22 protein-coding genes and 1 tRNA gene are annotated in these 26,936 nt (G+C 58.3%); 7 read left to right on the top strand and 16 right to left on the bottom strand.

What is annotated here, in order from left to right:
• From ACIY1O_RS11795 to uvrB, 11 genes are all read right to left on the bottom strand, one after another.
• Positions 1–2,916: beta strand repeat-containing protein (locus tag ACIY1O_RS11795; RefSeq protein ID WP_397475287.1), on the bottom strand; the 2,916-nt coding region annotated here is incomplete at its 3' end.
• Between the two features lie 456 nt (positions 2,917–3,372).
• Entirely contained in the window at positions 3,373–3,456 is an 84-nt protein-coding gene (locus tag ACIY1O_RS11790) for a Fe-S cluster assembly protein IscX (protein ID WP_397475290.1), read from the bottom strand.
• Positions 3,453–3,794 (bottom strand): ISC system 2Fe-2S type ferredoxin, encoded by a 342-nt coding sequence (gene fdx, locus ACIY1O_RS11785; protein WP_397475286.1) that lies wholly within the window; start codon positions 3,792–3,794, stop codon positions 3,453–3,455. Before fdx ends, ACIY1O_RS11790 begins: the two co-directional genes overlap by 4 nt.
• A 13-nt stretch (positions 3,795–3,807) precedes the next feature.
• Entirely contained in the window at positions 3,808–5,673 is a 1,866-nt protein-coding gene (hscA, locus tag ACIY1O_RS11780; protein ID WP_397475285.1) for a Fe-S protein assembly chaperone HscA, read from the bottom strand.
• Positions 5,674–5,685: 12 nt separating this feature from the next.
• Positions 5,686–6,219 carry a Fe-S protein assembly co-chaperone HscB gene (gene hscB, locus ACIY1O_RS11775; RefSeq protein WP_397475284.1) on the bottom strand — a complete coding sequence of 178 codons (534 nt, stop codon included), beginning with the start codon at positions 6,217–6,219 and terminating at the stop codon, positions 5,686–5,688.
• A 1-nt stretch (position 6,220) separates the two neighbouring features.
• On the bottom strand, positions 6,221–6,544 hold the full coding sequence (gene iscA, locus ACIY1O_RS11770) for an iron-sulfur cluster assembly protein IscA (RefSeq protein ID WP_397475283.1): 324 nt from the start codon (positions 6,542–6,544) through the stop codon (positions 6,221–6,223).
• 4 nt (positions 6,545–6,548) lie between these two features.
• Positions 6,549–6,932, bottom strand: coding sequence for a Fe-S cluster assembly scaffold IscU (gene iscU, locus ACIY1O_RS11765; RefSeq protein ID WP_397475282.1), 384 nt, complete (start codon positions 6,930–6,932; stop codon positions 6,549–6,551).
• Positions 6,933–6,953: 21 nt separating this feature from the next.
• The gene (locus tag ACIY1O_RS11760) at positions 6,954–8,171 is read right to left on the bottom strand and encodes an IscS subfamily cysteine desulfurase (protein ID WP_397475281.1); all 1,218 of its coding nucleotides are present in this window, start codon (positions 8,169–8,171) and stop codon (positions 6,954–6,956) included.
• 38 nt (positions 8,172–8,209) lie between these two features.
• Complete coding sequence (iscR, locus tag ACIY1O_RS11755) at positions 8,210–8,722, bottom strand: Fe-S cluster assembly transcriptional regulator IscR (RefSeq protein ID WP_397475280.1); 513 nt, start codon at positions 8,720–8,722, stop codon at positions 8,210–8,212.
• 271 nt (positions 8,723–8,993) lie between these two features.
• On the bottom strand, positions 8,994–9,485 hold the full coding sequence (locus ACIY1O_RS11750; protein ID WP_397475279.1) for a low molecular weight protein-tyrosine-phosphatase: 492 nt from the start codon (positions 9,483–9,485) through the stop codon (positions 8,994–8,996).
• 358 nt (positions 9,486–9,843) lie between these two features.
• Positions 9,844–11,859: an excinuclease ABC subunit UvrB gene (gene uvrB, locus ACIY1O_RS11745; protein WP_397475289.1), complete on the bottom strand. Its 2,016-nt coding sequence runs from the start codon at positions 11,857–11,859 to the stop codon at positions 9,844–9,846.
• Between the two features lie 182 nt (positions 11,860–12,041).
• Between uvrB and ACIY1O_RS11740 the strand changes: the two genes are divergently transcribed.
• Positions 12,042–13,241: an amino acid aminotransferase gene (locus tag ACIY1O_RS11740; protein WP_397475278.1), complete on the top strand. Its 1,200-nt coding sequence runs from the start codon at positions 12,042–12,044 to the stop codon at positions 13,239–13,241.
• A 124-nt stretch (positions 13,242–13,365) separates the two neighbouring features.
• Positions 13,366–14,019: a transcriptional repressor LexA gene (lexA, locus tag ACIY1O_RS11735; RefSeq protein ID WP_397475277.1), complete on the top strand. Its 654-nt coding sequence runs from the start codon at positions 13,366–13,368 to the stop codon at positions 14,017–14,019.
• Between the two features lie 263 nt (positions 14,020–14,282).
• Here lexA and lon read toward each other — a convergent pair whose 3' ends face one another.
• The 4 genes from lon to tig form a co-directional block, all read right to left on the bottom strand.
• Positions 14,283–16,754, bottom strand: coding sequence for an endopeptidase La (lon, locus tag ACIY1O_RS11730; protein ID WP_397475276.1), 2,472 nt, complete (start codon positions 16,752–16,754; stop codon positions 14,283–14,285).
• A gap of 154 nt (positions 16,755–16,908) precedes the next feature.
• Positions 16,909–18,213 (bottom strand): ATP-dependent Clp protease ATP-binding subunit ClpX, encoded by a 1,305-nt coding sequence (gene clpX, locus ACIY1O_RS11725; RefSeq protein WP_397475275.1) that lies wholly within the window; start codon positions 18,211–18,213, stop codon positions 16,909–16,911.
• 93 nt (positions 18,214–18,306) lie between these two features.
• Positions 18,307–18,969, bottom strand: coding sequence for an ATP-dependent Clp endopeptidase proteolytic subunit ClpP (gene clpP, locus ACIY1O_RS11720; RefSeq protein WP_397475274.1), 663 nt, complete (start codon positions 18,967–18,969; stop codon positions 18,307–18,309).
• Positions 18,970–20,283, bottom strand: coding sequence for a trigger factor (gene tig / locus ACIY1O_RS11715; protein ID WP_397475273.1), 1,314 nt, complete (start codon positions 20,281–20,283; stop codon positions 18,970–18,972).
• Between the two features lie 244 nt (positions 20,284–20,527).
• Between tig and ACIY1O_RS11710 the strand changes: the two genes are divergently transcribed.
• Complete coding sequence (locus tag ACIY1O_RS11710; RefSeq protein ID WP_487047373.1) at positions 20,528–21,406, top strand: lipid A biosynthesis lauroyl acyltransferase; 879 nt, start codon at positions 20,528–20,530, stop codon at positions 21,404–21,406.
• 109 nt (positions 21,407–21,515) lie between these two features.
• On the opposite strand, the gene ACIY1O_RS11705 is transcribed toward ACIY1O_RS11710, so the two are convergent.
• A tRNA-Leu gene (locus ACIY1O_RS11705) sits at positions 21,516–21,600 on the bottom strand.
• A gap of 352 nt (positions 21,601–21,952) precedes the next feature.
• Between ACIY1O_RS11705 and dapD the strand changes: the two genes are divergently transcribed.
• From dapD to abc-f, 4 genes are read left to right on the top strand one after another with little or no spacing between them, the layout of a single operon-like run.
• Positions 21,953–22,774, top strand: coding sequence for a 2,3,4,5-tetrahydropyridine-2,6-dicarboxylate N-succinyltransferase (gene dapD / locus ACIY1O_RS11700; RefSeq protein WP_397475271.1), 822 nt, complete (start codon positions 21,953–21,955; stop codon positions 22,772–22,774).
• Positions 22,774–23,925: a succinyl-diaminopimelate desuccinylase gene (dapE, locus tag ACIY1O_RS11695; protein ID WP_397475270.1), complete on the top strand. Its 1,152-nt coding sequence runs from the start codon at positions 22,774–22,776 to the stop codon at positions 23,923–23,925. The genes dapD and dapE overlap by 1 nt, the downstream gene beginning before the upstream one ends.
• Positions 23,922–24,818 carry a 50S ribosomal protein L3 N(5)-glutamine methyltransferase gene (prmB, locus tag ACIY1O_RS11690; protein ID WP_397475269.1) on the top strand — a complete coding sequence of 299 codons (897 nt, stop codon included), beginning with the start codon at positions 23,922–23,924 and terminating at the stop codon, positions 24,816–24,818. Before dapE ends, prmB begins: the two co-directional genes overlap by 4 nt.
• Positions 24,815–26,818: a ribosomal protection-like ABC-F family protein gene (abc-f, locus tag ACIY1O_RS11685; protein WP_397475268.1), complete on the top strand. Its 2,004-nt coding sequence runs from the start codon at positions 24,815–24,817 to the stop codon at positions 26,816–26,818. The genes prmB and abc-f overlap by 4 nt, the downstream gene beginning before the upstream one ends.
• The last annotated feature ends 118 nt before the right edge of the window (positions 26,819–26,936 follow it).

The raw sequence follows: 26,936 nt of genomic DNA, 5'->3' as shown, positions 1-26,936 counted from the left end.
TTTGCGCGCCTCGGGCTGCATGAACATCACGGCATCGGCCGAAGCGTTCTGGCCGGCCACAGACAACACGCCGTCGAGCGTGGCGTTCTGGTTAGCTGAATAACCCGTGCGATCAATGGCATCGCCATCCACCGTCAGGCTGATGTTGACGGTATTGGCGCCAAACTTGGCCGGGTCGAGCTTCACCAACGTGCCGGCAAACGTATCGTCAAGTGCTTCGCTGGCGAACTTATTATTGGCCACCGCACCAATGCCGTCCGCCTTTTCAGTTTGTATGATGGTGTAGTCATGATGCAGCTTATAGCCGCCATTGCCGTTCTCCTGGCTTACCACCAGATCGATGCCAGTAAGGTCCGCATTACCTGAGGCAATCGTAATCAGGTCAGAGTTACCAGCGGCGTTGACTTCTGCTACATAGGCGCCGGTAAACTCTCCCATAGAGCCATAAGTTTGCGAACCAATGGAATTACCCGGGCTGAGATTACCGCCGGCACCCGAAACCGCTCCTGCGACATTCAGGTTTCCGCCCAGTGTCGAGCCTGCACCAGCGTGAGCATTGCCGCCGATATTGATGGGTGCGTCGGTTGAGCCGCCCGCGATGGACGACCCGCCGTTCAGATCGACGTCGCCGCCGATATTCGATGGCGCATTCGTGCTGAAACTAAAGGCTGAACCGTCTTGGCCCGAGAGCGACCCCCCAATGTTCGCCGGCCCTGCGAACGCCATGTTCGCGCCGGTCCCCTGCACACCACCGCCGATATCGGTGGTTCCATTGAAATTGAAGTGCGAGCCTCCCACCCCTGCAACACTGCCAGAAATACTTGCACTGTCATTAAAGGTGAAGCTTGTGCCTGCACCTCCGTTGATTGAACCGCCGATGGTCGCCGGGCCCTGGACAGAGGTGGATGTACCGTCTTGGCCATGAAGGTCGCTTCCGATAGAGGTAGGGCCGTTGAAGGCTACGTCCCTGCCGACCGATACGCTGCCTCCGATGTTGGTATTGCCATTGAAGTTTTGCGTTCCACTGCCGCTGCCTTCAATCGCAACGTCTTCACCTTCGCCAGTGTTGAAATCATTTTGATCGCCAGCGTCGTCATCGATAATGGAAGTGTTTGGATCAATGTATATGCCGGCCCATATCGCGCCTGGTTGCACCACGAAGTTCGTCAGTTGCTGATTATTGGTAACAAGAACGCCGTCGAGATAGTTGCGGATATTGCCCGAAGCATGTGAGCCGCTTTGGAGTGTCATATTAACCACGCCATCTGCTCCGGCGACCGTGCGGGCAACTCGCAATAAGGTGCCATTGTTCTGTGTGACTGCAGAGGGACCCGAAATTATGATGTCTTGGGTCGACCCGCTATTGCTGAACGACGACCTCAGGCTTTCTTCTTTGGTCTCGACTGTCGAACCATCGAGCGTCAAAGAGGCGTTGTCGTACAGGACAATACCCGCATCCTCTTCTGAAACTAGCCGGCTGTTGGTGGCGACAAGGTGGCTGCCACTTTGAATTGCTGCAATCTGACGCTTCTGCCCCGACGCTATTACCTCGCTATCGGTCAGCGACATTTCGGCATTCAAGACATGTGTCCCTGTTGAAAAAGGCGCGCCAACCCTTAACGCCCAGCTCGTGTACTCGGGAGGCGCATTAGTGACGGGAGCAGAGTTAATTAGCGTGATATTGGTTGCCGACAATTTGGAGCCTGGGGTATGCGCGTACCCACCCACTACGAAACCCGCGGCGGAATCCCAACCCGAAAGAGCCGTCGTTCCCATGATGTCGAATGTTCCGCCGTTCAACACGACTTCTCCGCCGGTAACAGCTGCAGCGGCGTAACCCGTGGTCTTTACATTGACGCCTGTCGCTGTAATGACAGAGCCTGCGCCATCGGATTGCATGGCATGCGAGAATGAGCCGCCGGTGGTTTCTATCGTCGCGCCATCAATTGTTGCCTGACCGCCCTCTTGAACAAAAATCCCCCTGGCCCTGCCGGATGCGTTGCTCTGGACGGCAATATCCTTCGCATGCAAGGTTGAACCCGTGTCAACCAGTACTGCATGGGCATCCCCGGCGCCATTATTGACGATCACCGCAGCATTCGTGAGTGAAAGTACACCGCCCTGTTGTGCACGAGCAGCGATGGCGTTCTTTCCGGTAGCCGTAACCGTTGCATTATTGAATGTCACGTTTCCTGCACTGCTAGGATGTGTTCCATCTTTGTCACCCGCCATCAAGCCCACGGCTGCGCCGCCAGTAACGCTTACATCAACGCCATCAAGTAAAATTTCACCTATTGCTGTACCGCTATTGCCTGTGTAGGCGCGTGCGCCACCTGCATTCTCGCCCTGCACGGTAATGGAGCCGCCTGTAAGCTGAATTTTGCCTCCATTGTTTGCCTCAGTGCCAAAGGTGTGTCTAGTACCGCCGTTCGCATTGATCGTTACGCCTGTGCCCCTGACTTCGCCGAACCCCCCGGCCTGAATGCCGTTGCTGTACTCACCACTTGTGGTGATCTGAACGTTATTCAGTATTAACTCACTATCGGCTTCTTGAGCCTGCACCCCGTGACTCCCCCAATCGGATGGCTCGATCGTCTCTGTGTGAATGGTTACGCCATTTAAAACGACGCTTGAACCGGCAGTGGAGCCGACGCCACGGGTCTTGTGGCCTCTGGCCGTCACCGAGCCGCCTGTCAAGGTAAGCGTTGCCTCATCACCTTCCGCTTTTACTACCCATTCAAAGTAGTCGGGTGGTGTGGACTCTCCGTAGTAGGTTTGGTCAACGAACTCGCCACAGTCAACTTTGCAAAGCAGTGTGTGGCTCGGCTGCGCAGCCGCAGCACCATAAACGCCCATCAGCGCCGCACTCAGAGCGGTGACACGGAGCAAACCAGCTTGTCTCTTCATCTTGTTCATTCTTCCGTCCTAAAACAAAAATGTTTCCAATTGGTCGAACAACGCTGGGTTTTACCCGTAATTCAAGTCACAGCGTATCTAGCTGCTACAGTTAACCATAAATAATTAATCATTCAAAATTAATGATACTAAATGTATCTTTAGCTAATTTAAATAGCCTAGGCCGAATGGATTAGGTGTCGCGGTCGAGAGCAAAAGCCATGCCTGCCAGATGCACGCGGTTATGGGTCAAGCTGGAATCCCCGGCCGACGGGCCTAAGCGGCGAAATTCTCTCGGTAGAGAATCAAGTAAATTCGATTACGACGCCATTGCCAATTACAGGCGGGCACCCGGAAACTGCCCGCGCGCTGAAAAGAAATGTGCATCCCGGCCGCTAAGAACCGGGTCAACAGATACGGGCTGGATATTTGAAAACAATTGGGTTCAGCGACTTAAGCCAAGCCCGCTGCCCGTTTTCACTGTTCGTCGATCCATGTCATCTGGATCGCCTCGAGGATACGTTCCCCGCAGCACTCGCGGGTATCAGCCCAACGCCTCAGTGGTTTTCCTTGGCGTGGTTGATGGTGTATTTGGGAATTTCTATAGTCAGATCCTGGTCGGCCAATATCGCTTGGCAGGACAGCCTTGAATTCGATTCCAATCCCCAGGCCCGGTCAAGGTAGTCTTCTTCATTGTCGGTAGCTTCTTCGAGCGAGTCGAAGCCCTCGCGCACCACGACGTGGCAAGTGGTGCAAGCACAGGAAAGCTCGCAAGCATGTTCGATCTCGATGTTGTTGTCGAGCAGAATCCGGCAAATCGAGGTTCCGGCGGGGGCATCGTCGATGACGGCGCCTTCGGGACAAACCTCGGGGTGAGGCATTACGGTGATCTTGGGCATGTGTTGTGTGTTATTACCTGGCCAGTTCGTCAAGGGTCTTGCCCGACAGCGCGGCGCGTATGCTGCGGTCCATGCGGCGCGCGGCAAAGGGGTCGGTGGCGGCGGCCAGATCTTCACGCGTCTTGCGCAATGTATCAAGGTCGTCCATGGCCAGCACCCTGCCCGCGCGCTTTATCAGGCTTGTTATGGTGGTGTTTTCTTCGGAAGTAAGCAGGTCGCCGTCGGTGGCCAGCGCCGCATTGATCGATTCCACCAATTGCCGCAGGCCTACTTGCTCTTCTCGCACAGCGCGTGCTTGGGCATCGCTGCCCGCGTTATCCATACCCGCGGCCAGCATGCGGGTGACTTCTTCGTCGGACAAACCGTATGAAGGCTTGACGGAAACAGAGGCCTCGACACCGGTGCTTTCTTCTCGGGCACCTACATGCAGCAAGCCATCGGCATCCACCTGGAAAGTGACGCGGATACGCGCGGCGCCCGCCACCATCGGCGGTATGCCGCGCAGTTCGAACCGGGCCAGCGAGCGGCAAGCCGCCACCAGATCGCGCTCGCCCTGCACCACATGGATGCTCATGGCGGTTTGTCCATCTTTGAATGTAGTGAACTCTTGCGCACGCGCCACCGGTATCGTGCTGTTGCGCGGGATGATGCACTCGGCCAAACCGCCCATGGTTTCCAAGCCGAGCGAAAGCGGGGTCACATCCAGCAGCAGCCATTCTTGGGCAGGCCCCCTGTTGCCAGCCAGCATATTGGCCTGAAGCGCAGCGCCAAGGGCCACCACGCGGTCGGGGTCCAGATCGGTTAACGGTTCGGTACCGAACAGGCGGCCTACTTCGCTGCGCACCAGCGGCATGCGTGTGGCGCCGCCGACCATGACAACGCCCTTGATCTGCTCTTTTTCGAGCCCCGCGTCGCGCAGGGCCCGAACGGCGGTATCGAGCGTGCGCTGCACGAGGGGTTGAGCCCACTGCTCGAATTCTTTTCGATTCAAGCTGCGTATAACGCGTCCGCCATCGGACAGCACCGCTTCGAACGTAGCGCCGTCAGTATCGGACAAAGCTTCGCGAACTGCGCGGGCCGCCACCCTCAAAGTGCGAACATCGCTCTTTGCCAAGGATTGCAATCGTTCAGCGCCGACTACCTGCTGCACGATGAGCGAGTCGAAATCATCGCCGCCCAGTTGCGTATCGCCGCCTGTGGCCGCCACTTCGAATACGCCTTTGCTAAGGCGCAGGATGGAAATGTCGAAAGTGCCGCCGCCCAGGTCGTAGACGGCGTAGATGCCCTCTGCGCCGTGATCCAAGCCATAGGCAATGGCTGCAGCGGTGGGCTCGTTCAGCAAGCGCAAGACAGATAGTCCGGCCAGCCGGCCCGCATCGCGTGTGGCCTGACGCTGGGCATCGTCGAAATAGGCGGGAACCGTGATGACGGCGCCTACCAGGTCTCCGCCCAGAACCGCCTCGGCGCGCTCGCGCAAGACCGAGAGTATGTGGCTGGAAACCTCGACGGGCGTCAGGCCGCCCTGCACTGTGTGGAGGCGTACACTGTCGCCGTCGTCGACGAACTCGTAGGCCGCGCCTTCGAGCCGGGCTTCGTCCAGCGAGCGGCCGATCAGGCGCTTGACCGAGGCAACCGTGTTGAGAGAATCAAGCGATTGCTGGGCGCGGGCCTCGTACCCGACATCAATGACGCCGTCAGCCAGATAACGCACCACCGAGGGAAGCAGCACCCTGCCTTCGGCGTCGGCCAAGACTTCCGGTACGCTGCTGCGCACTGCGGCAACCAGCGAATGCGTTGTGCCCAGATCGATGCCCACCGCCAATTTGCGCTCATGGGGAACCGGCGATTCGCCGGGTTCGGAGATTTGCAGTAATGCCATAAAAGTTTGGATCTAGGTTTGCCGATCGCGCAGTTCATTACGCAAAGTATGGGCTTGTGCAAGCAGCTTTTCCATGAACATCCATTCGCGTACCTTGCCTGCCGCTGCGGGGTAGTCGTGTTGGTGGTCGATCAGATCGCCCACCGTCGCCTCCATCGCCGCACGGCCGGCCTGGATGTCATCGACTAGAGCATCGGCTCGCGCAATACTGCCCTCGCCACGCAGTTCGTCAAGCTGTTCGCGCCAATCCATCTGGCGCATCAGGAAGCTGCTGTCCATATTGGTGTTGCTTTCAGTTTGGAGGTCGCAGCCCGCCCGCTCGCAAAGGTAGCGGGCCCGTTCAATGGGAGACTTCAGGGTGCGGTAGGCGTCATTGATGGTAGAGGCCCATTGCATTGCCACGCGACGCTCGGCAGCGCCGGCGGTGGCATAGCGATCTGGATGCACGCGCGCAGCAAGCCGGCGCCACGTTGCATCAAGGGCGTCATTATCCAGAGCGAACTGCGAGGGCAAGCCGAAAAGTTCGAAATAGTCTTCGCTTGCCACGCTACACCGTGAAGGACTCGCCGCAGCCGCAGGTAGCTTTCTCGTTGGGATTGGTGAACTTGAACCCCTCGTTGAGCCCTTCGCGACCGTAGTCGAGCTGGGTGCCTTCAAGATACGCCAGGCTCTTGGGGTCGACGAAAACCTTCACACCGTGGGCCTCGAATATCTGGTCCTGCGGCTGGGGCTCGTCGACATACTCGAGCTGGTAGGCCATGCCCGAGCAGCCGGTGGTCCGAACGCCAAGACGCAGACCCAGCCCCTTGCCCCGTCTTTCGAGGTAGCGGCTGATGTGATCCGCTGCGTTCTGAGTAAGCGTGATAGCCATAGTTTTACCCCTGATGCTTGTCTTTGTAATTCTGCACCGCCGCCTTGATGGCGTCTTCGGCCAGAATCGAACAGTGAATCTTTACCGGCGGCAGCGCCAATTCTTCGGCAATTTGGGTATTGCGGATGTCAAGCGCTTGATCGAGCGTCTTGCCCTTTACCCATTCGGTAACCAAAGAACTTGACGCAATGGCCGAGCCGCAGCCGTAGGTCTTGAAGCGGGCGTCTTCGATAACGCCGGCATCGCTGACCTTGATCTGAAGCTTCATGACGTCGCCACAGGCCGGGGCGCCGACCATGCCCGTACCGATGCTGGTGTCGGATTTATCGAATGCGCCGACATTACGTGGGTTTTCGTAGTGATCGAGTACTTTATCGCTATATGCCATTGATTGAGCTCCTGTATATTTTTAGTGTGCCGCCCATTGGACGGAGTTCAGATCGATGCCCTCTTGGGCCATTTCCCATAGGGGGGACATATCGCGCAGCTTGGCGACGCGGTCATTGACCAGCTTGATCGCGAAATCGATCTCTTGCTCGGTGGTGAAGCGCCCCAAGGTAAAGCGGATCGAACTGTGCGCCAGTTCGTCATTGCGCCCCAGAGCGCGCAACACGTATGAAGGCTCGAGGCTGGCCGATGTGCAAGCCGAACCACTGGATACCGCCAGTTCTTTGATCGCCATGATGAGGGATTCGCCCTCGACATAGTTGAAACTGATATTGAGATTATGGGGAACCCGCTGCGTCATGTCTCCGTTGACGTAGACTTCTTCGATTTGAGACAGCCCCTTGTGGAGACGATCACGCAAGGCGCGGATGCGCTCGTTTTCGGTGGCCATCTCAAGACGGGCAAGGCGGAAGGCCTCGCCCATGCCGACGATCTGGTGAGTGGCCAGGGTGCCTGAACGGAAGCCGCGCTCGTGTCCGCCGCCGTGCATTTGCGCCTCGAGCCGCACACGGGGCTTGCGCCGCACGTATAAGGCTCCGATGCCCTTGGGGCCATAGACCTTGTGTGCCGAGAAGGACATAAGGTCGACCTTGAGAGCCTGGAGGTCGATTTCGAGCTTGCCTGCGCCCTGTGTGCCATCGACGTGAAAGATCACGCCCTTGTCGCGGCAGATTTCGCCCAGCGCCGCAATATCCTGGATGACGCCGATCTCGTTGTTGACGTGCATGACCGATGCCAGGATGGTGTCGGGACGCAGAGCCTGCTTGAAGGCTTCAAGATCAATCAGGCCATCTTCCTGGACATCTAGATAAGTTACTTCGAAACCCTGGCGCTCGAGTTCACGACAGGGATCAAGTACCGCCTTATGCTCGGTTTTGACGGTAATGATGTGTTTTCCGCGACCGGAATAAAAGTGGGCCGCGCCCTTGATCGCCAGGTTGTCGGATTCGGTGGCGCCGGAAGTCCAGATGATTTCGCGCGGGTCGGCGTTGACCAACGCGGCGACTTCGGCACGCGCCTGCTCGACGGCCTCTTCGGCATCCCAGCCGTAGGCGTGGCTGCGCGAAGCCGGATTGCCGAAATTCTGGTACAGCCACGGCACCATCTTGTCGACTACTCGCGGATCGACCGGCGTAGTTGCCGAATAATCCAGGTAGACCGGTCGTTCGGGGGAAAACATCAAATTAACTCCTGAGTGCGGTATGGACGTTCCGACGCCTACACGGCCATCGGTGACGCAATTTTAGCCTTGGCGGGCGGTTTCATGCTTATTGCGGCCTGCTGCGCCTCGCCGGCCTCTTTGACCAAGCGCATACGCTGCTTGTCGACGAGATCTTGCAATGCAACCGAATCGAGGTATTCGACCATCTTGTGGTTGAGGGTGGCCCAGAGTTCATGTGTCATGCACTTGCCCGACTGGCCGCTGCGGCCCACGTTGCAGTCTTCTTTGCCGCCGCAACTGGTCGCATCAAGCGGCTCGTCGACGGCGAAGATGATATCGGCGACCGTGATGGTACGCGCCAGCCGAGCCAGCGTGTAACCGCCCCCTGGTCCCCGCACGCTGTCCACCAACTGGTGGCGGCGCAGCTTGCCGAACAATTGCTCTAAATATGAAAGGGAAATGTTCTGTCGCTGACTGATGGCCGCGAGCGTTACCGGCCCGCCTTGCTGGCGCAAGGCGAGATCAATCATGGCGGTAACGGCGAAACGGCCCTTGGTGGTCAAACGCATGGTGGTTCCTTGCCTGTAATTCACACTGCATCAGCTCGGGCAACGGCCCCTGAAGGCGCCGAACAATACCCGACCAATTAGGTCAAGTATAGCAAAATCCCAGCAGTTTTGGGGAAGAAACCCGATTCATGAATTGTGCGTGGGCAGACGCCGAAAAGCGCGTGAACCGTTCGTTCCTGGCAGGCTCAGACAGCAAAAAAACCGCGCGACCCGCCCGGTTTTTATAGCCCCTATGCGCAGGCCCGGCGTTGCGCCGGGCCGAGATCGGCAATTATGCCGCCTGGTACTGGGTAACGCGCTTGCGTACGACTTCGAGTACGCCCTGACAGGCATCTTCGAGGTAGTCGAGCACCTTGGTGAAGCCTTCGATGCCGCCGTAATAGGGCTCGGGCACGGTGGCTTCTTCAAACTCGTTGGCAAAACGCATGAGCAGCATGAGCTTGTGGTGATACACCTTTGGGCACTGTTGCTGCAACGCGGAGAGGTTTTCCCAGTCCATGGCCAGGATCAGGTCGAATTCGCGGAAATCTTCGGGCCTGACCTGGCGCGCGACACTATGAGAAATGTCATAGCCGCGCTTGCGGGCGGCCGCTTGCGCGCGGGCGTCCGGGGCTTCGCCCAGGTGGAAACTGTGGGTGGCGGCGGAATCGACCTGAACGGCGCCGGACAGACCGGCCTCGTCAATCATATGGCGAAAAACGCCCTCTGCGCTTGGGGAGCGACAGATATTACCCATGCAAACGAAAAGTACCTTAGTCATCATAGGTGAAATTGTGAGGGAAAACCCGCAATAAGGCAATAGTTTTGCTCGCGTTGCCGACACGGTCGAAGGGCCTGGTTGACAGCTAAAAATCTAGCGGAAATAAGACCTTACAGCTTCATTTCGGGCGTTCTGGAGGTAGGGCCAATTTTGGCAAAGCCTCATTTCATGCGGTGCAGCAAAGATTTGCAAGCACAAATATATGGCAAACCGATGAACCTCAATCGAGCAGCTTTTCCGCTCATTTTCATGAAAATTTTGGCGCGATGTATTTTCCAACGTTGCAATGCAACATCGAAGGCAGCCCCTAAACAATACTTTTGTTGGAAAAGTGCAACAAAAATTTTTGGCAGCTGAGTAATCAGCTCAGCAAGGCCTGTTGCTTGAGACGATTAAGTGCATCACGCGCCGCAGCCGCTTGTTCGAACTCCAGATTACGCGCATGGTCGGTCATGGCTTTCTCGAGGCGACGGATTTCGCGGGCCAATAACTTATCGTCAGCCAGAATTTCAGGAGCGACTTCGGGCGCAGCGGTCTGGGCCGTCGGCGCCATGACACCGTCGATCAGCTCTCGCACCGCCTTGTTGACGCCGCGCGCCGTAATGCCATGCTCGGTATTGAACTCAAGCTGTTTGTTCCGGCGACGCTCTGTTTCGTCGATGGCGCGGCGCATGGAATCAGTGACACGGTCGGCATAAAGAATGGCCTTGCCGTTGATGTTGCGCGCCGCCCTGCCTATGGTCTGGATTAGACTGCGTTCCGACCGCAGGAACCCCTCTTTGTCGGCATCGAGTATGGCCACCAGAGACACTTCAGGAATATCCAGGCCCTCGCGCAGCAGGTTGATGCCCACCAAAACGTCAAAAGCCCCCAGGCGCAGATCGCGCAATATTTCCACGCGTTCGACTGTGTCGATATCCGAATGCAGGTAGCGCACCTTCAGGCCGCTTTCGTTCAGGTAATCAGTAAGGTCCTCGGCCATGCGTTTGGTCAGCGTCGTAACCAACACTCTTTCTTGCTGGGCAACGCGCAGCTTGATCTCGCCAAGCAGGTCGTCCACCTGGGTGGTTGCCGGCCGCACTTCGATATCCGGGTCGACCAGGCCGGTGGGCCTGACCACCTGCTCGACGATGTTGTCTGAATGTTCGCTTTCATATACGGCCGGAGTTGCCGAGACAAACACGGTCTGACGCATGCGTTGCTCGAACTCTTCCATCTTGAGGGGCCTGTTGTCCAGCGCCGAGGGCAGGCGAAAGCCATAGTTCACCAGGTTTTCCTTGCGCGAACGGTCACCCTTGTACATGGCCCCGAACTGGCCCATGGTGACATGGCTTTCATCGATGAACATCAGGGCATCGGCCGGAAGATAATCGATCAACGTCGGCGGGGGGTCTCCGGGTGCGGCGCCCGACAAGTGCCGGGAGTAGTTCTCGATGCCCTTGCAGAAACCGAGCTCTTGCAGCATTTCCAGATCGAAGCGGGTGCGCTGCTCGAGACGCTGGGCCTCCACCAGTTTGTTCTCGGCGACGAAAAAAGCCAATCGCTCGCGCAGCTCGTCCTTGATTGTCTCGATGGCACGAAGCACTGTCTCGCGAGGCGTGACGTAGTGAGAACGCGGGAACACGGTAAAACGCAGCACCTTCTGACGGATTTTTCCGGTAAGAGGGTCGAAAAGCTCGAGCGACTCGACCTCATCGTCAAATAGCGTGATGCGCACTGCCAGTTCAGCATGTTCGGCCGGAAAGACGTCGATAGTTTCACCGCGGGCGCGAAAAGTGCCACGCACAAACTCGACATCGTTGCGCTCGTACTGCATGGTAACGAGCCGCCCAAGGAGCTCTTGGCGGGGAATTGAGTCGCCGGTGCGCAAGGTAAGCACCATGGCGTGATAATCGCCCGGATTACCGATGCCGTAGATACAAGAAACCGAACCCACGATGATGGTGTCACGGCGCTCCAGCAGGCTTTTGGTGGCCGACAGCCGCATCTGCTCGATGTGCTCGTTGATCGATGAATCTTTTTCGATGAACAAGTCGCGGGCCGCCACATAGGCTTCCGGTTGGTAGTAATCGTAATACGACACGAAGTACTCGACGGCATTACGCGGAAAGAACTCGCGAAACTCTGAATACAGTTGCGCCGCCAGTGTCTTGTTGTGTGCCAGCACGATAGCCGGTCGACCGGTCTGCGCAATGACATTGGCCATGGTGTAGGTCTTGCCCGAACCGGTGACCCCAAGCAATGTCTGGTACATGAGGCCATCGTTGATGCCCTCGACCAGTGCATCGATGGCGGCGGGCTGGTCGCCGGCCGGCGGATAGGGCCGATACAGCTCAAAGGGGCTATTGGGGTACTGGATGAATCCGGGTTCTTTCAATATGGCTGTCATTCAAGTATTTGGTTGCCGCAAGTTTTTACGGCCGCTAGGTTTTCCACCGTTGCGTTTTGCACCGCTTCCCCCGGGGTTTCGGGTGGACAGTGCTAGGGTTAACCCCTTATTATCTCATTAATGCAGTACATTCATCACACATTCACTCCCCCTCTTCCCCACAATCAAACATGACATCCCTTTTCGATGCTGTCGAGCTCGCGCCCCGTGACCCTATTCTTGGCCTGAATGAACAATACAATTCCGACACCCGTCCGAACAAAGTCAATCTGGGTGTTGGCGTCTATTACAACGACGAAGGCCGCATCCCCTTGCTGCGCGCCGTGCGCCAGGCCGAGATTCAACGCATCGAAGCCGCTTCCGCACGCGGCTACCTGCCTATAGAAGGCTTGCCAAACTACAACAAGGCGGCCCAAACCTTGCTTTTGGGCGAGGGCTCCGACGTTATTGCTTCGGGCCGGGCCCTTACGGCTCAAACGCTGGGCGGCACCGGCGCCCTGAAAATAGGAGCCGACTTTTTGCGCGGGCTCCTGCCGCAATCGAAGGTCGCCATCAGCAATCCAAGCTGGGAAAATCATCGGGCGCTCTTCGAACGCGCGGGCTTTACGGTGGAATCCTACCCCTATTACGATGCCGCCACACGCGGACTCGACTTCGAAGGCATGCTGGCCGGCCTTCAGGCCTTGCCGACAAAGACGATCGTGGTGCTGCATGCCTGCTGCCACAACCCCACCGGCGTCGACCCATCGTACGAGCAATGGCAACAGATCGCCCAGACCGTCAAAAAGAACAACTTGGTGCCGTTCCTGGACATTGCCTACCAAGGCTTCGGCGACGGGCTCGAAGAAGACGCATCGGTGGTGCGCCTATTTGCCTCGCTCGGCGTCACCATGCTGGTCAGCTCGTCGTTTTCCAAATCGTTTTCGCTTTATGGCGAGCGAGTCGGTGCCCTTACCTTCATCACGTCGTCGCAAGATGAAAGCACCCGCGTTCTCAGCCAGTTGAAACGCGTGATCCGCACCAACTACTCCAACCCCCCCACTCACGGCGGCTCGGTGGTGGCGGCAGTGCTCAATACTCCCGAGCTGCATGGCCTATGGTCCGAAGAGCTTGCCGAGATGCGCGAACGCATACGCACGGTTCGCACGCAGCTTGTCGAAAAACTGAAAGCCCGCAACGTGGCTCAAAATTTCGATTTCGTCCTGGATCAGCGCGGCATGTTCTCGTATTCGGGATTGACCCCCGAACAAGTCGAGCGTCTGCGCGTTGAACACGGCGTTTATGCGGTAACCAGCGGCCGCATCTGTGTGGCCGCACTCAACAGCGGCAATATTGACTACGTGGCCGACGCCATCGCGAAAGTGCTTTGATCTTTGATATTTGCTGCAATGGCAAGACAAGCGGGCCGGGCGGCTTTTGCCCCGCCCGCTTGCTTTTTTCATGGAACTGACGCAGAATGCCTGAACTGTACAAAAACACAGGCTATATTGCGCCATGGCCATCAAGCTTACCGAACGCCAACAACAAATACTCGATCTCATCGCCCACGACATCGCTCGCACCGGCTTTCCGCCCACGCGAGCCGAAATCGCGCGCGCCCTGGGCTTTCGTTCGGCCAACGCCGCCGAAGACCATTTACGCGCCCTTGCGCGTAAAGGCGCCATCGAGCTCACCGCCGGTGCCTCACGCGGCATACGGCTGTTAACGCCGTCACCGGTCACCGCTCCCGAACCGTCCGCATCCCTGGCGGCCGTGGCCCAAATGCTCTTGCCCATCGTGGGTCGCGTGGCTGCCGGCAGTCCCATCCTGGCCGCCGAGCACGTCGAACGCGAAATCGGCGTCGAGCCCTCGCTTTTTACCCAAACGCCCGATTACCTTCTTCGTGTACACGGCCTCAGCATGCGCGACGCCGGCATCCTCGACGGCGATCTGCTTGCCGTAAAAAAAGCATCCGAAGCCCGCAATGGCCAAATCGTCGTTGCCCGCCTGGGCGACGAAGTCACCGTCAAGCGTTTGCAGCGCTCGGGCGGCTCGTATCACCTGCTTCCCGAAAACCCCGATTTCCAGCCCATCATCGTTACCGCCCAAGACGATTTCTCGCTCGAAGGCATAGCGGTGGGCCTCATTCGCAATACACCGCTTCAGTAGCCGCTTCAACGCCTTCTCAATAAACAAGATTAAAAAAAGCCCCAGTCGCCTTCATTGAAAACACCCCAAAAGTTAAGACAGCGTCCAACTTTCGGGGTGCAGTTCATATAAGGAAACTGGGGCTTTTTTAACGGTCTTCGTATTTTCAGCTATCGCTTTGCTTAACTGGCGGTAAAAACATACCGCCTTGCGGGCCATGCGTTCCTGTAAAGCAAACAAAAGCAATACCGCCCGAGCCACCATGACCCGGGCAGCAATACTGCCTAGTGCTTGAAGGCCCCGCCAGTGGCCTCGCCAGCCGTCTTGGTACTGGCCACGGCTTCGGCCGCAAGACGCGCCACCTCTTCGTCAGACAACGGAGTCGGCATGTCTTGCAAAGCAACCTCTAGCACCCGGTCGATCCACCTGACGGGAACAATTTCCAGATGGTTCTTGACGTTGTCGGGAATGTCGGCCAGGTCTTTGACGTTTTCTTCGGGAATCAGCACCACCTTGATGCCGCCCCGATGGGCCGCCAACAGTTTCTCTTTGAGGCCGCCAATGGCCAGGACCTCTCCGCGCAAGGTTATCTCGCCCGTCATGGCCACATCGGCTCGCACAGGGATGCCTGTAAGCGCCGACACCGTGGCCGTTGTAATGGCAATACCCGCCGAGGGGCCGTCTTTCGGGGTAGCGCCCTCGGGGAAGTGAACGTGCAGGTCGCGTTTTTCAAAGGCCGTATTGGGAATACCCCACTTTTGGGCACGCGAGCGCACAACCGTGCGGGCCGCCTCGACAGACTCTTTCATGACGTCGCCCAACGAGCCGGTGCGCTGCACCAGGCCCTTGCCAGGCATGTCCGCCACTTCGATGGTAAGCAGGTCGCCGCCAACCTCCGTCCAGGCCAGGCCGGTTGCTTGGCCGACCTTGTTCTCTTTTTCGGCCATGCCGTAGTTGAAACGACGCACGCCAAGGAAATCGGCCAGGTTATCGGACGTGACCATGACCTTGACGATATCTGCCTGGGGCGCGCGGCGACGCGACCGGCCTCCGGTCTGGGGATTGGCCTCGAGGGTTTTCTTGACGACCTTGCGGCAGATCTTGCTGATTTCGCGCTCGAGCGCCCGCACACCCGCTTCGCGCGTGTAGTAACGAACGATATCGCGGATGGCGGCTTCTTCGATCTCCATTTCGCCTTCGCGCACGCCGTTGTTCTTCATGAGCTTGGGCAGCAGATGGTCGAACGCAATATGGACTTTCTCGTCTTCGGTATAGCCCGAAAGACGGATAACTTCCATGCGGTCGAGCAGGGCCGGCGGAATGTTGAGCGTGTTGCTGGTTGCCACGAACATGACGTCGGACAGGTCGAAATCAACCTCGATGTAGTGATCTTGGAAAGTGTGGTTTTGCTCGGGGTCAAGCACCTCGAGCAATGCTGACGAAGGATCACCGCGAAAATCAGCGCCCATCTTGTCGATTTCATCGAGCAGGAAAAGCGGGTTGCGCACGGCGACCTTGGACATGTTCTGCAGGATCTTGCCCGGCATGGAGCCAATGTAAGTACGGCGGTGGCCGCGAATTTCGGCCTCGTCGCGAACGCCGCCCAGCGCCATGCGCACGAATTTGCGATTGGTGGCGCGGGCTATGGATTGCCCGAGCGACGTCTTGCCCACCCCCGGCGGCCCTACCAGGCACAAGATGGGAGCTTTGAGTTTGTCGACGCGCTGCTGCACCGCCAGGTATTCGATGATGCGCTCTTTGACCTTTTCAAGCCCGTAATGATCGGCATCAAGCACCTGCTCGGCGTTGCCGATGGAATTGTTGATGCGGCTTTTTTTACGCCATGGCAAGCCGATGAGCGTATCGATGTAGTTGCGCACCACTGTGGCTTCGGCCGACATCGGCGACATGAGCTTGAGCTTTTTCAGCTCGGCTTCGGCCTTTTTCAGCGCCTCTTTGGGAAGCTGGGCCGCCTCGATCTTTTTCTCGAGCTCTTCGATGTCGGCGCCGTCTTCGCCCTCACCCAGTTCTTTCTGGATGGCCTTGACCTGTTCGTTCAAGTAGTAGTCGCGCTGGCTTTTTTCCATCTGCTTTTTTACGCGACCACGGATGCGCTTCTCGACCTGCAGGATGTCGATCTCGGATTCGAGCTGGGACAGCAGGTTCTCGAGGCGCGATGAAATCTCGGTGATCTCGAGCATGTGCTGCTTTTGCTCGAGCTTGAGGGGAAGATGAGCCGCGATGGTGTCGGCCAGACGGCCTGCATCGTCGATGCCACTAAGGGAGGTAAGGATTTCTTGGGGAATTTTCTTGTTGAGCTTGACGTACTGCTCGAACTGAGCGACCACGGCGCGGCGCAAGGCTTCAGACTCGGCGCCCTGTTCGGCATCAAGCGCTACGGCCTCGACATTGGCAGCGAAATGATTGTCACCCTCGGTGACACTGTTGACGCGGGCGCGTTGCAAGCCTTCGACGAGAACCTTGACGGTGCCATCGGGCAGTTTGAGCATTTGCAAAATGCTGGCCGCACAACCAATTTCGTAGAGATCTTCGGGTGCGGGATCGTCTTTGCCGGCGGACTTTTGAGCCACCAGCATGATGTTGTTGCCACCCTCCATGGCCATTTCCAGAGCCTTGATCGAACGGGGGCGACCAACGAATAGCGGAATCACCATGTGCGGAAATACCACCACATCACGCAAAGGCAGCAGCGGCAAGTCCATGGGTTCTGAAGAAAGAATCGGGCTCGCAGACATAGTAATTTCCTTAAAAAGCTGCTTTAGAAACAAAAAGGGAAGCTTAGCCCCCCTTTTTGAGTACTACATGTGAGTGTATGTAGTGACGATAGCGGAAATTTCAAGTCGTCGCAGCGATAAACCCACAAAATCAAGGGGAATTTCAACGAGCGGCTCAGGCAGCGCCTTGAAGCTTGGGTACAGCGGGTTTCTCGGGGACCTCGTCGGCATCTTCCTCGTCTCCGTAGATAAGTAACGGTGATCCGGTGCCTTGCACGGCGTTTTCGTCCAGTACGACTCGTTTGACATTCTCGAGCGAGGGAAGTTCGTACATGGTGCCCAGCAACGCCTGCTCGACGATGGAACGCAAGCCACGCGCCCCAGTGCGCCGCTTGATCGCCTTCTGGGCGATGGCGCTGAGGGCCGGAGACCGGACCTCGAGCTCGACGTCTTCCATTTCGAACAGCTTTTGAAACTGCTTGATGAGAGAGTTCCGGGGCTCGGTAAGTATGCGAACCAAAGTCTGTTCATCGAGCTCTTGCAGCGTGGCCACCACCGGCAGACGGCCAACCAGTTCGGGGATAAGACCGAACTTGATGAGGTCTTCGGGCTCGACTTCGGAAAACAGTTCGCCAACGCCGCGCTCGGTCTTGGCACGCACTGATGCCGAAAAGCCGATGCCTGATCTTTCAGTGCGATCACGAATGACTTTTTCGAGACCGTCGAAAGCCCCGCCTACGATGAACAGGATGTTGGTGGTGTCGACCTGCACGAAATCCTGGTTGGGATGCTTGCGCCCGCCCTGCGGCGGCACCGAGGCCACCGTGCCCTCGATGAGCTTGAGCAGCGCCTGCTGCACGCCCTCGCCCGAGACATCACGCGTAATCGAAGGATTGTCGGATTTGCGGGAGATTTTATCGATCTCGTCGATGTAGATGATGGCACGCTGTGCCTTCTCGACATCGTAGTTGCAGTTCTGCAGCAACTTCTGGACGATATTCTCGACATCTTCACCCACGTAGCCGGCTTCGGTAAGCGTGGTCGCGTCAGCCATCACGAACGGCACGTCGAGCATGCGTGCCAAGGTTTGCGCCAGCAGCGTCTTGCCCGAGCCCGTGGGCCCGATCAGCAGGATGTTGCTTTTGGAAAGCTCGACGTCGTCGCCCTTGACCTCGCCGTACCGAATACGTTTGTAGTGGTTGTAGACAGCCACCGCGAGATTTCGCTTGGGAACATCTTGCCCAATAACGTAGCCGTCGAGGAAAGTCTTGATTTCGCGCGGCGTGGGCAGTTCGTTGCGAATGGCATCACGCGCAGCCTCTTGGGTTTCTTCCAGAATAATGTCGGTGCACAGATCAATGCACTCGTCGCAGATGAACACCGACGGCCCTGCGATCAGCTTGCGCACCTCGTGCTGACTTTTATTGCAAAACGAACAATGCAAAACCTTTTCGTCTGCCGATCCTTTTTTCTCGGGCATAAAACTTCAGTTCCTATAACAGCGCGGCCCGCCGAGGCCGCCCTGTCGGTAATAATCAGCGGCAGCCAGGACGGCATCCGCTGACCGGCTGGCCTACGCCTCGGCGGAGTCGGAGCGTGAGACCAGAACTTTATCCACCAACCCATACGATACTGCATCTTCAGCGGACATGAAATTGTCACGCTCGGTGTCTTCGGCGATGCGCTCAACGGGCTGGCCGGTATTCTCGGCCAGTATGGCGTTGAGGCGCTCGCGCAGGTTGAGGATTTCGCGTGCCTGGATCTGGATATCCGAGGCTTGACCCTGGGCGCCGCCCGACGGCTGATGGATCATGATGCGCGAATTGGGCAGCGTGTAGCGCTTGCCCTTTGCGCCGGCCGCCAGCAAGAAGGCGCCCATGCTGGCTGCAAGCCCCGTGCACAGTGTTGAGACATCGGGCTTGACGAACTTCATGGTGTCGTAGATTGCCATGCCAGCGTACACCGACCCGCCCGGCGAGTTGATGTACAACGAAATGTCTTTGTCAGGGTTCTCGGATTCAAGAAAGAGCAACTGAGCTACAACAAGGTTGGCCGATTGGTCATTGACCGGCCCCACAAAAAAAATAACGCGCTCGCGCAACAAGCGTGAATAGATGTCGTACGAACGCTCGCCACGGCCCGACTGCTCGACCACGATCGGCACGTAGCCCAGGCCAGTGGGCACGACGGAATCGCCCCCGTGCATCGAGGCGTAGAAGTCAGTAAATCGCTGCATTTATGCTGTTCCCATCAATTCGTCGAAGTCGACGGTTTCATCGGTGACCTGTGCCTTGGACAGGACATGCTCGACTACGTTGTCTTCGAGCACCAGGGCCTCTACTTCGGCGCGACGTTCGCGGTCGGAAAGATAATAGGCCACCACCTGAGCCGGCTGCTCGTAGTTCTGGGCAAGCTCTTCGATGCGCGCACGTACTTGCTCGGGTTTGGCGCGAAGGTCGGCGCTATCGACGAGCTCGGCCACCAGAAGCCCCAAGCGCACACGACGCTCGCACTCGGCCGTGAAGGTTTCGGGCGGAATCGGCAGGCTATCTGCATTGGGCACGCCGCGCTGCTTGAGCTCTTCGCGAGCTTGGGCCACACGGTTGGCCGTATCGTTTTCGACCAACGCCTTGGGCACGTCGAATGTGCAGGCGGCGGCCAGGGCGTCCATGACGCTGCCTTTGGTGCGGGCTTTTGCACGCGCCTTGACCTCGCGCTGGATATTCGAGCGCACGTCTTCGATAAGCTTTTCGACGTCGCCTTCAGCCTGGCCAAGCGCCTTGGCAAACTCGGAATCGATCTCGGGCAGGATGGGCTCGGCCACTTGAGTGACTGTGATCTTGAACTCGGCGGTTTTTCCCGCAACTTCTTGACCGCCGTAATCGGCCGGGAATTCCAGCGGGAATGTCTTGGTCTCGCCCGCTTTGAGACCGCGCACGGCGGATTCGAATTCGGGCAGCATGCGGCCCTGCCCCAGCACGAAGGGGAAGTTCTCGGCCGAACCGCCCTCGAAGGCCACGCCGTCGATGGTGCCGGCAAAATCGACTGTGACGCGGTCGTCGTCTTGAGCGGCACGATCATCGCGCGGCTCGTAAGAGGCACGCTGCTTGCGCAGGATGTCGAGGGTGTGCTGGACTTCGGTCTCGCCGACTTCGACATTGCTGCGCGTAACCTGCAATGCGGCCAGGTCGGGCGCGGTAACTTCGGGATAGACCTCGAAGGTGGCGGAGAAGCCCATAAAGCCTTCTTCAACGCCTTCGGTCTTGGGTTCGAGATCGGGGGTGCCCGCGATGCGCAAGCTGGCGTCGGCGATGGCCTTGTCGAGCGCACGGCCGACTTCGGAATTGATGACGTCGTAACGGATGCCGGGGCCGTGGCTGCGCTCAATCATGGACAGCGGAGCCTTGCCCGGACGAAAGCCCTGCACCTTGGCTGTACGCGCAACACGCTTGAGCTGGGACTGGACTTCTTTTTCGACATCGGCAACCGAAACGACGAGATCGATACGACGCTCCAGGCCAGACAGAGTTTCAACCACGGGCTGCTGCATTAGGGACCTATATATAAGTTGGTAAATGGATAGATGAACAGGATATTTTACCGGAAAGTCACGAGGCCGAAATATACACGTCGAGCCACGCCCTTATTGCATTCACGAGCCGACCGGTTATTTGATCGTTTCTCGTGCGCATTTGACGTCGATTCAGCTGCCACGTGGTATTCTGGATCAGAACAGGACCGCTGACTTCTGCCCTTTGGTCCCATCCCCCTTTTTCTATCGAGCCTCATTCAATTTGAATCCCCGCATTCAGAATATGCTGACAACCGGCCTGCTGCGCCTGTTGTCCGTACTGCCGTACTCCCTCGTCGCCCGCACAGGCGAAGGCCTGGGCTCTTTATTACACAGGATACCGAGCAAGCGCCGCCATATCGTGCAAACCAATCTGCGCCTTTGCTTTCCTGAAAAGAGCGAGGCAGAACGACAGCGGTTGTGCAAACTGGTCTTCAGGCAGGTGTTGCGCAGCTATCTTGAACGCGGCCTGCAATGGTACGGCAGCGCAGACAGGCTGACATTGCTTACAGAGGTGCACAGCGCAATTCCGCTGCAGGATTCATATGAGCAGCCCACTATTTTTCTGGGATTTCACTTTGCGGCCATAGAAGCCGGCTGCATGATGTATTCCATACTGCACCCGGTGGCATCCCTCTACACGCCCATGTCGGACGGAACGACCGATAACCTTGCCTTGAAGCAAAGAAGCCGGTTTGGCACGGAAATGGTGCCTCGCCACAGCAGCGCCCGCAATACACTGAGAATTTTGCGCTCGGGCAAGCCGATCATGCTGGCGGCCGATATGGATTTCGGCTTGCGAGACTCGGTGTTTGCCCCTTTCTTCGGCGTAGAGGCGTGCACCCTGACCGCGGTTTCACGCCTTGCCCAACTCAGTGGCGCGAGAGTCGTGCCGTTCGTGACCGATGTAAAGGACGGCTACGGGGGATATAAGCTGCATATCTTCGAGCCCCTGGCAAATTACCCATCGGGCGACGTGCTTGCCGACGCGCAGGCAATGAACCGATTTCTTGAGACGCAAATACAGCGCATACCCGACCAATACTATTGGGTGCACCGGCGCTTCAAGCGCCGCCCGGAAGGCCAGGCTTCAGTGTATTGACAGCACTCGCCGCGTTGCTGATGAATGCGGGTCTTGTGCTGTTGGCGCAGTGCAATTCACCGCGTTTGATGGGCGCCCTTCCCCCGTGGGGTAGAGCCGATTCCTTAAATGGTGCGAACGGAGAGACTCGAACTCTCACACCTCTCGGCGCCAGAACCTAAATCTGGTGCGTCTACCAATTCCGCCACGTTCGCATTCAAAGGCAAGCCAGAAAGTGTAGCAATATTCCATGGCTGGAGCAAACCATCTCTGGTCCTGATGTTTGGTGACACCCCCCCGCGTTAGCCATCCCTGACGTGACCAACAGGGCTTGTCGCGCAACGGGGTAAAATCACCCGCTGACTCTTCGGCGAAACGCTCATGCCACCACGCCTGCACGCCTTCTACGGCCGTCCCCTGTCTTTTTCGAACGATGGCGCCAATCACCGGCGCACGCGGCTGCCTTTGTCCAAGGCCGGCCGCTACTCAGCGCGCTCATCGGCGCAATCCCCCTGCACCGGCCGTACCTAATTCACCCCCCATCCACACAATACACATACGCATCCGATGACTACAGAACAGCAAGGCATTATTGAACGAGCCTGGAACGATCGAAGCGCGATTGATCCCGTCAACGCAAACACAGAAATCCATGAGGCGGTCGAGCGCATCATTAAAGCTCTGGACGACGGCAGCTTGCGCGTGGCCGAGAAGATCGAAGGGCAATGGGTTACGCATCAATGGATAAAAATGGCGGTCTTGCTTTCGTTCCGGCTACACACCAATCGCCCGATGGGACAGGCGCCAATGCAGTTCTACGATAAGGTCGACCTGAAGTTCGCCGACTACACCGCTGAGGATTTCGCTCAGGCCGGATTTCGCGTCGTGCCGCCCGCCGTCGCGCGCCGCGGCGCCTACATAGGCAACGACGTGGTGCTGATGCCGTCTTATGTGAATATTGGCGCCCATGTCGGCGATGGCGCCATGATCGACACCTGGGCCACAGTGGGCTCATGCGCCCAGATTGGCCGCAATGTGCACCTTTCCGGAGGCGTTGGCATCGGCGGCGTGCTCGAGCCCTTGCAGGCCAACCCCACCATCATCGAAGACAATTGCTTCATCGGCGCGCGCTCGGAGGTTGTCGAGGGCGTCATTGTGGAAGAAAACTCTGTACTTGCCATGGGCGTCTTCCTGTCGCAAAGCACCAAGATATACGACCGGGCCACCGGAAACATCAGCTACGGACGAGTGCCGGCCGGATCGGTGGTGGTGCCCGGGTCTTTGCCCGCGCCTGACGGATCATACAGCTTGGCATGCGCTGTCATCGTCAAGCGGGTTGACGCCCAGACCCGTTCCAAGACCAGTATCAACGATTTGCTGAGAGCCTGATGCCAGACTGCCCCGTACGCGCCCTGGCCGAAGCGCTGATCAGCCGGCCCTCTATCACGCCCGACGATGCAGGTTGCCAGGCGCTACTGGCCGAGCGCCTGGCGCCGGTCGGCTTCCAGGCGGAACCCATGCCATTCGAGGACGTATCCAACCTCTGGCTACGACGCGGCGACACCGCACCCTTGCTGGTGTTTGCGGGCCACACCGACGTCGTTCCCACGGGGCCGATAGAAAAATGGCATAGCGATCCTTTCGTTCCCACCGAGCGCGACGGCCAACTATATGGCCGCGGCTCGGCCGATATGAAAAGCTCGATCGCGGCCTTTACCGTGGCCGCCGAAGAATTCATTGCCGCGCATCCGGACCATCGTGGTTCGATAGCCCTGCTGATCACATCGGATGAAGAAGGCCCATCGGTCAACGGCACGGTGAAGGTCTGCGACACGCTGCAAGCACGCAACGAGATTCCCGACTACTGCATCGTGGGTGAGCCGACTTCAACATCGCGCCTGGGCGACACGGTTAAAAACGGGCGACGGGGTTCGCTGTCGGGGCGCTTGCTCATCAAGGGCAAGCAGGGGCATGTGGCGTATCCGCATCTGGCGCGCAACGCCATTCATTTGATGGCCCCGGCGTTGTCCGAGCTTACGGCCATAACGTGGGATGCCGGCAATCAGTATTTCCCGGCAACGACTTTCCAGGTATCCAACCTGCATGCCGGCACCGGCGCAAGCAACGTAGTGCCGGGTGAAGCGATCGTCGACTTCAATTTTCGCTTCTCAACCGAAAGTACGCCCGACATGCTCAAGCAAAGAGTATGCGCAGTGCTGGATGCCTGCAATCTCGAGTACGATCTGGCCTGGACGTTAAGCGGCGAACCGTTCCTGACGCCTCGCGGCGAGCTCAGCCGCGCAATCAGCGCCGCCATTTTGGCCGAGACAGGCATAGAAACCGAGTTGTCCACCACGGGGGGCACCTCCGACGGGCGCTTCATCGCCAAGCTTTGCAAACAGGTCGTGGAGTTCGGGCCGATCAACGCCAGCATTCACCAGACCAACGAGCACATCAGCATCGACACCCTGCAACCCCTCAAAGAGATTTACCGCCGTACACTGGAGAATCTTCTGCTGGACGACGGAGACACCGCATGAACGCAACAGCCTTGCAAGAACTACACACCATCCGCGACCTGCTTCGCTACGCCGTCAGCCGCTTCAACGCGGCCCAGCTCTCATTTGGCCACGGCAGCGATAATGCCTGGGACGAAGCCGTCTACCTGTTGTTGCATGTATTGCACCTGCCGCTCGATACGCTCGACCCGTTCCTGGACGCGCGCGTGCTGACGGATGAAAAAAAACGCTATCTGGAAATGATGGAGCGACGCCTGAACGAACGCGTGCCGGCTGCCTACCTTACGGGCGAAGCCTGGCTGCAGGGGCATCGCTTCGCGGTGGACTCACGAGTCATTGTGCCGCGCTCGCCCATATCAGAACTGCTGGTGGACGCACTGCAACCCTGGGTAGCCGACCCTGCCGGGGTCGATTACGTGCTTGATCTTTGCACGGGCTCGGGCTGTTTGGCAGTGCTTGCCGCCATGGCGTTCCCCAATGCGCAAGTCGACGCCGTTGACCTGTCCGAGCATGCACTCGAGGTAGCCGACCTCAACATCGAGCAGTTCGGGCTGGACGGCCGTGTCGCCACGCATCGCAGCGACCTCTTCGACCAGTTGCCTCAATGCCAGTACCAGGTCATTGTTTGCAACCCGCCTTACGTCAACAACAGTTCAATGGAATCCCTCCCCGCCGAATACCGCCATGAACCCACCATGGCCTTGGCGGGCGGCGACGACGGCATGGACATCGTACGCCGGCTGCTGCGCGATGCCCCCCAATTCATGAGTGACGACGGCATCCTGGTGTTGGAGATCGGGCACGAGTACGAAAACTTCATTGCCGCTTTCCCCGAACTTGAACCCGTTTGGCTAAGCACCGCGAACTCCGAGGATCAGATTCTGCTTCTGACCCGGGAGCAGCTAGAGTCGTGATACGAGCAACTGGACTGACGCTGCGACGCGGCGTCAAGGTATTGCTGCAAGAAGCAGACTTTGTCGTCAACCCCGGAGAGCGCCTTGGCTTCGTGGGCAAGAATGGTGCAGGAAAATCCACCCTGTTCGCCTTGTTGCAAGGCCGGCTCGAGTTGGATGCCGGCGCGCTTTCCATTCCCGAGGGCTGGCGTATAGCCAGTGTCGAGCAAGAAATCGGCGCACAAGACCGGCCCGCGCGCGAATTCGTCATCGACGGCGACACGCATCTGCGCGCGCTGCAAGCCGAACGCGCCGCCACGCCCGACAGCAACGGGCATCGAATCGCCGAACTTGAATCCGCGCTGATCGAAGCCGACGCCTGGAGCGCCCCTTCCAGAGCCGAACAGCTTCTGGCCGGCCTTGGGTTTGCGCCGGATGAGTGGATGCGCCCAGTGGGCGAATTTTCCGGTGGGTGGCAGATGCGGGTGGCGCTGGCACGGGCGCTTATGGCCCCTTCCGAACTGCTCCTGCTGGACGAGCCCACCAACCACCTCGACCTGGATGCCATGCTGTGGCTGGAGCGCTGGCTGTCCTCATACCAGGGCACTGTACTGCTGATTTCGCACGATACCGAGTTCCTCGATTCCGTGGCGCGTTCCATACTGCACTTCGACCAGGGCAAGCTCGTACGCTACAAGGGGGGATACGAAGACTTCCTGACACAGCGTGCCGAGCGCTTGCGCCAAACCCATATCGCCTGGGAGCGCCAGACGCGGGAAACGGCCCGCCTGCAAAGCTTCATCGACCGTTTCAAGGCAAAGGCCACCAAGGCGAAGCAGGCGCAAAGCCGGGTGAAGGCGCTGGCTCGTATGGAAAAACTGGCCCCCCTGCATGCGGAATCGGGCATCGACATCCGCATTCCCGCCCCGCAAAGCATGCCCGACCCGCTGCTGAGCCTGCGTGAAGTTTCGGTGGGATATCAAGGCAGCGCCGGCAGTGACATCCCAGGCGCCGGCCAGCCTGCGGGCACTAGCGCTTACGCTGCCGCCGCGGCTGACACGGCTGACGCGGCCGACAGGGTCGTACTGAAAGACGTCACCCTGATGCTGCGCGCAGGCAGCCGTATCGGCGTGTTGGGCGTCAACGGCGCGGGCAAAAGTACGCTGATCAAGACCTTGTCGGGCGATCTGCCCGCCCTGGCCGGCGAGCTCAAAGCCTCAAAAGGCTTGAACATCGGCTACTTCGCCCAGCAGCAACTGGACATGCTGCGGCTGGACGAAACGCCGCTGCAGCACCTGGCGCGGCTGGCGCCGCAAACTCGCGAGCAGGAACTGCGCAACTACCTGGGCGGGTTCGGCTTCAGCGGCGACAGCGTCAACAGTTTGGTAGCACCCATGTCAGGCGGCGAGAAAGCGCGGCTGGCCTTATCGCTGATAGTCTGGCAAAAGCCCAATCTGCTCCTGCTTGACGAGCCCAGCAACCACCTCGACGTCGATACGCGTGAAGCGCTGGCCACGGCGCTGGCGGAATTCGAAGGCAGCGTGCTGATGGTGTCTCACGACCGCCACCTGTTGCGCACGACGGTCGACAGCTTTTGGATCGTCGCAGATGGCGGGGTGTTGGAATTCGACGGCGATCTCGAAGACTATCGAGAGTGGCTTAACGTACGAGCCTCGGCCCAAAGAGCCGAGACACGCAACCTGGCGCAGGCGGCGGCGGGCGGCGATGCGACCATCGACCGCAAGGCACAACGCCGCCTTGACGCCGAGGAGCGCCAACGGCTTTCCAAGCTGCGCAAGCCGCTTGAGACCTCACTCAAGAAAGTGGAAACCCAGATGGAACAGGCCCGTCTACGCCTGGACGAACTCGACACCCTTATCGCCGACCCGCAGTTTTACGCCGATTCGCGACGCGATGAAAGACCTTCCGTATTGGCTGAGCATGGTGAGTTGACGAAGCGGATGGAGGGGCTTGAAGAGCAATGGCTCGAGCTGCAGGAAGAGCTTGAAGGCTTGGTGTAGTTGGCAGCTGTTAGTTACTTGAGTTCTTGTTATAGGCCCGGATTCCTGGACGGCTACCGTACCGGTTTCTAAAGCACTCCTGCAATGTATGGCGGGCGGCTGCTGGGTGTTAAGACGC

This window comes from Pusillimonas sp., from assembly GCF_044464525.1.
Taxonomy (GTDB): Bacteria; Pseudomonadota; Gammaproteobacteria; order Burkholderiales; family Burkholderiaceae_B; genus Pusillimonas.
This window is presented reverse-complemented; position numbering and strand designations above follow the sequence as displayed.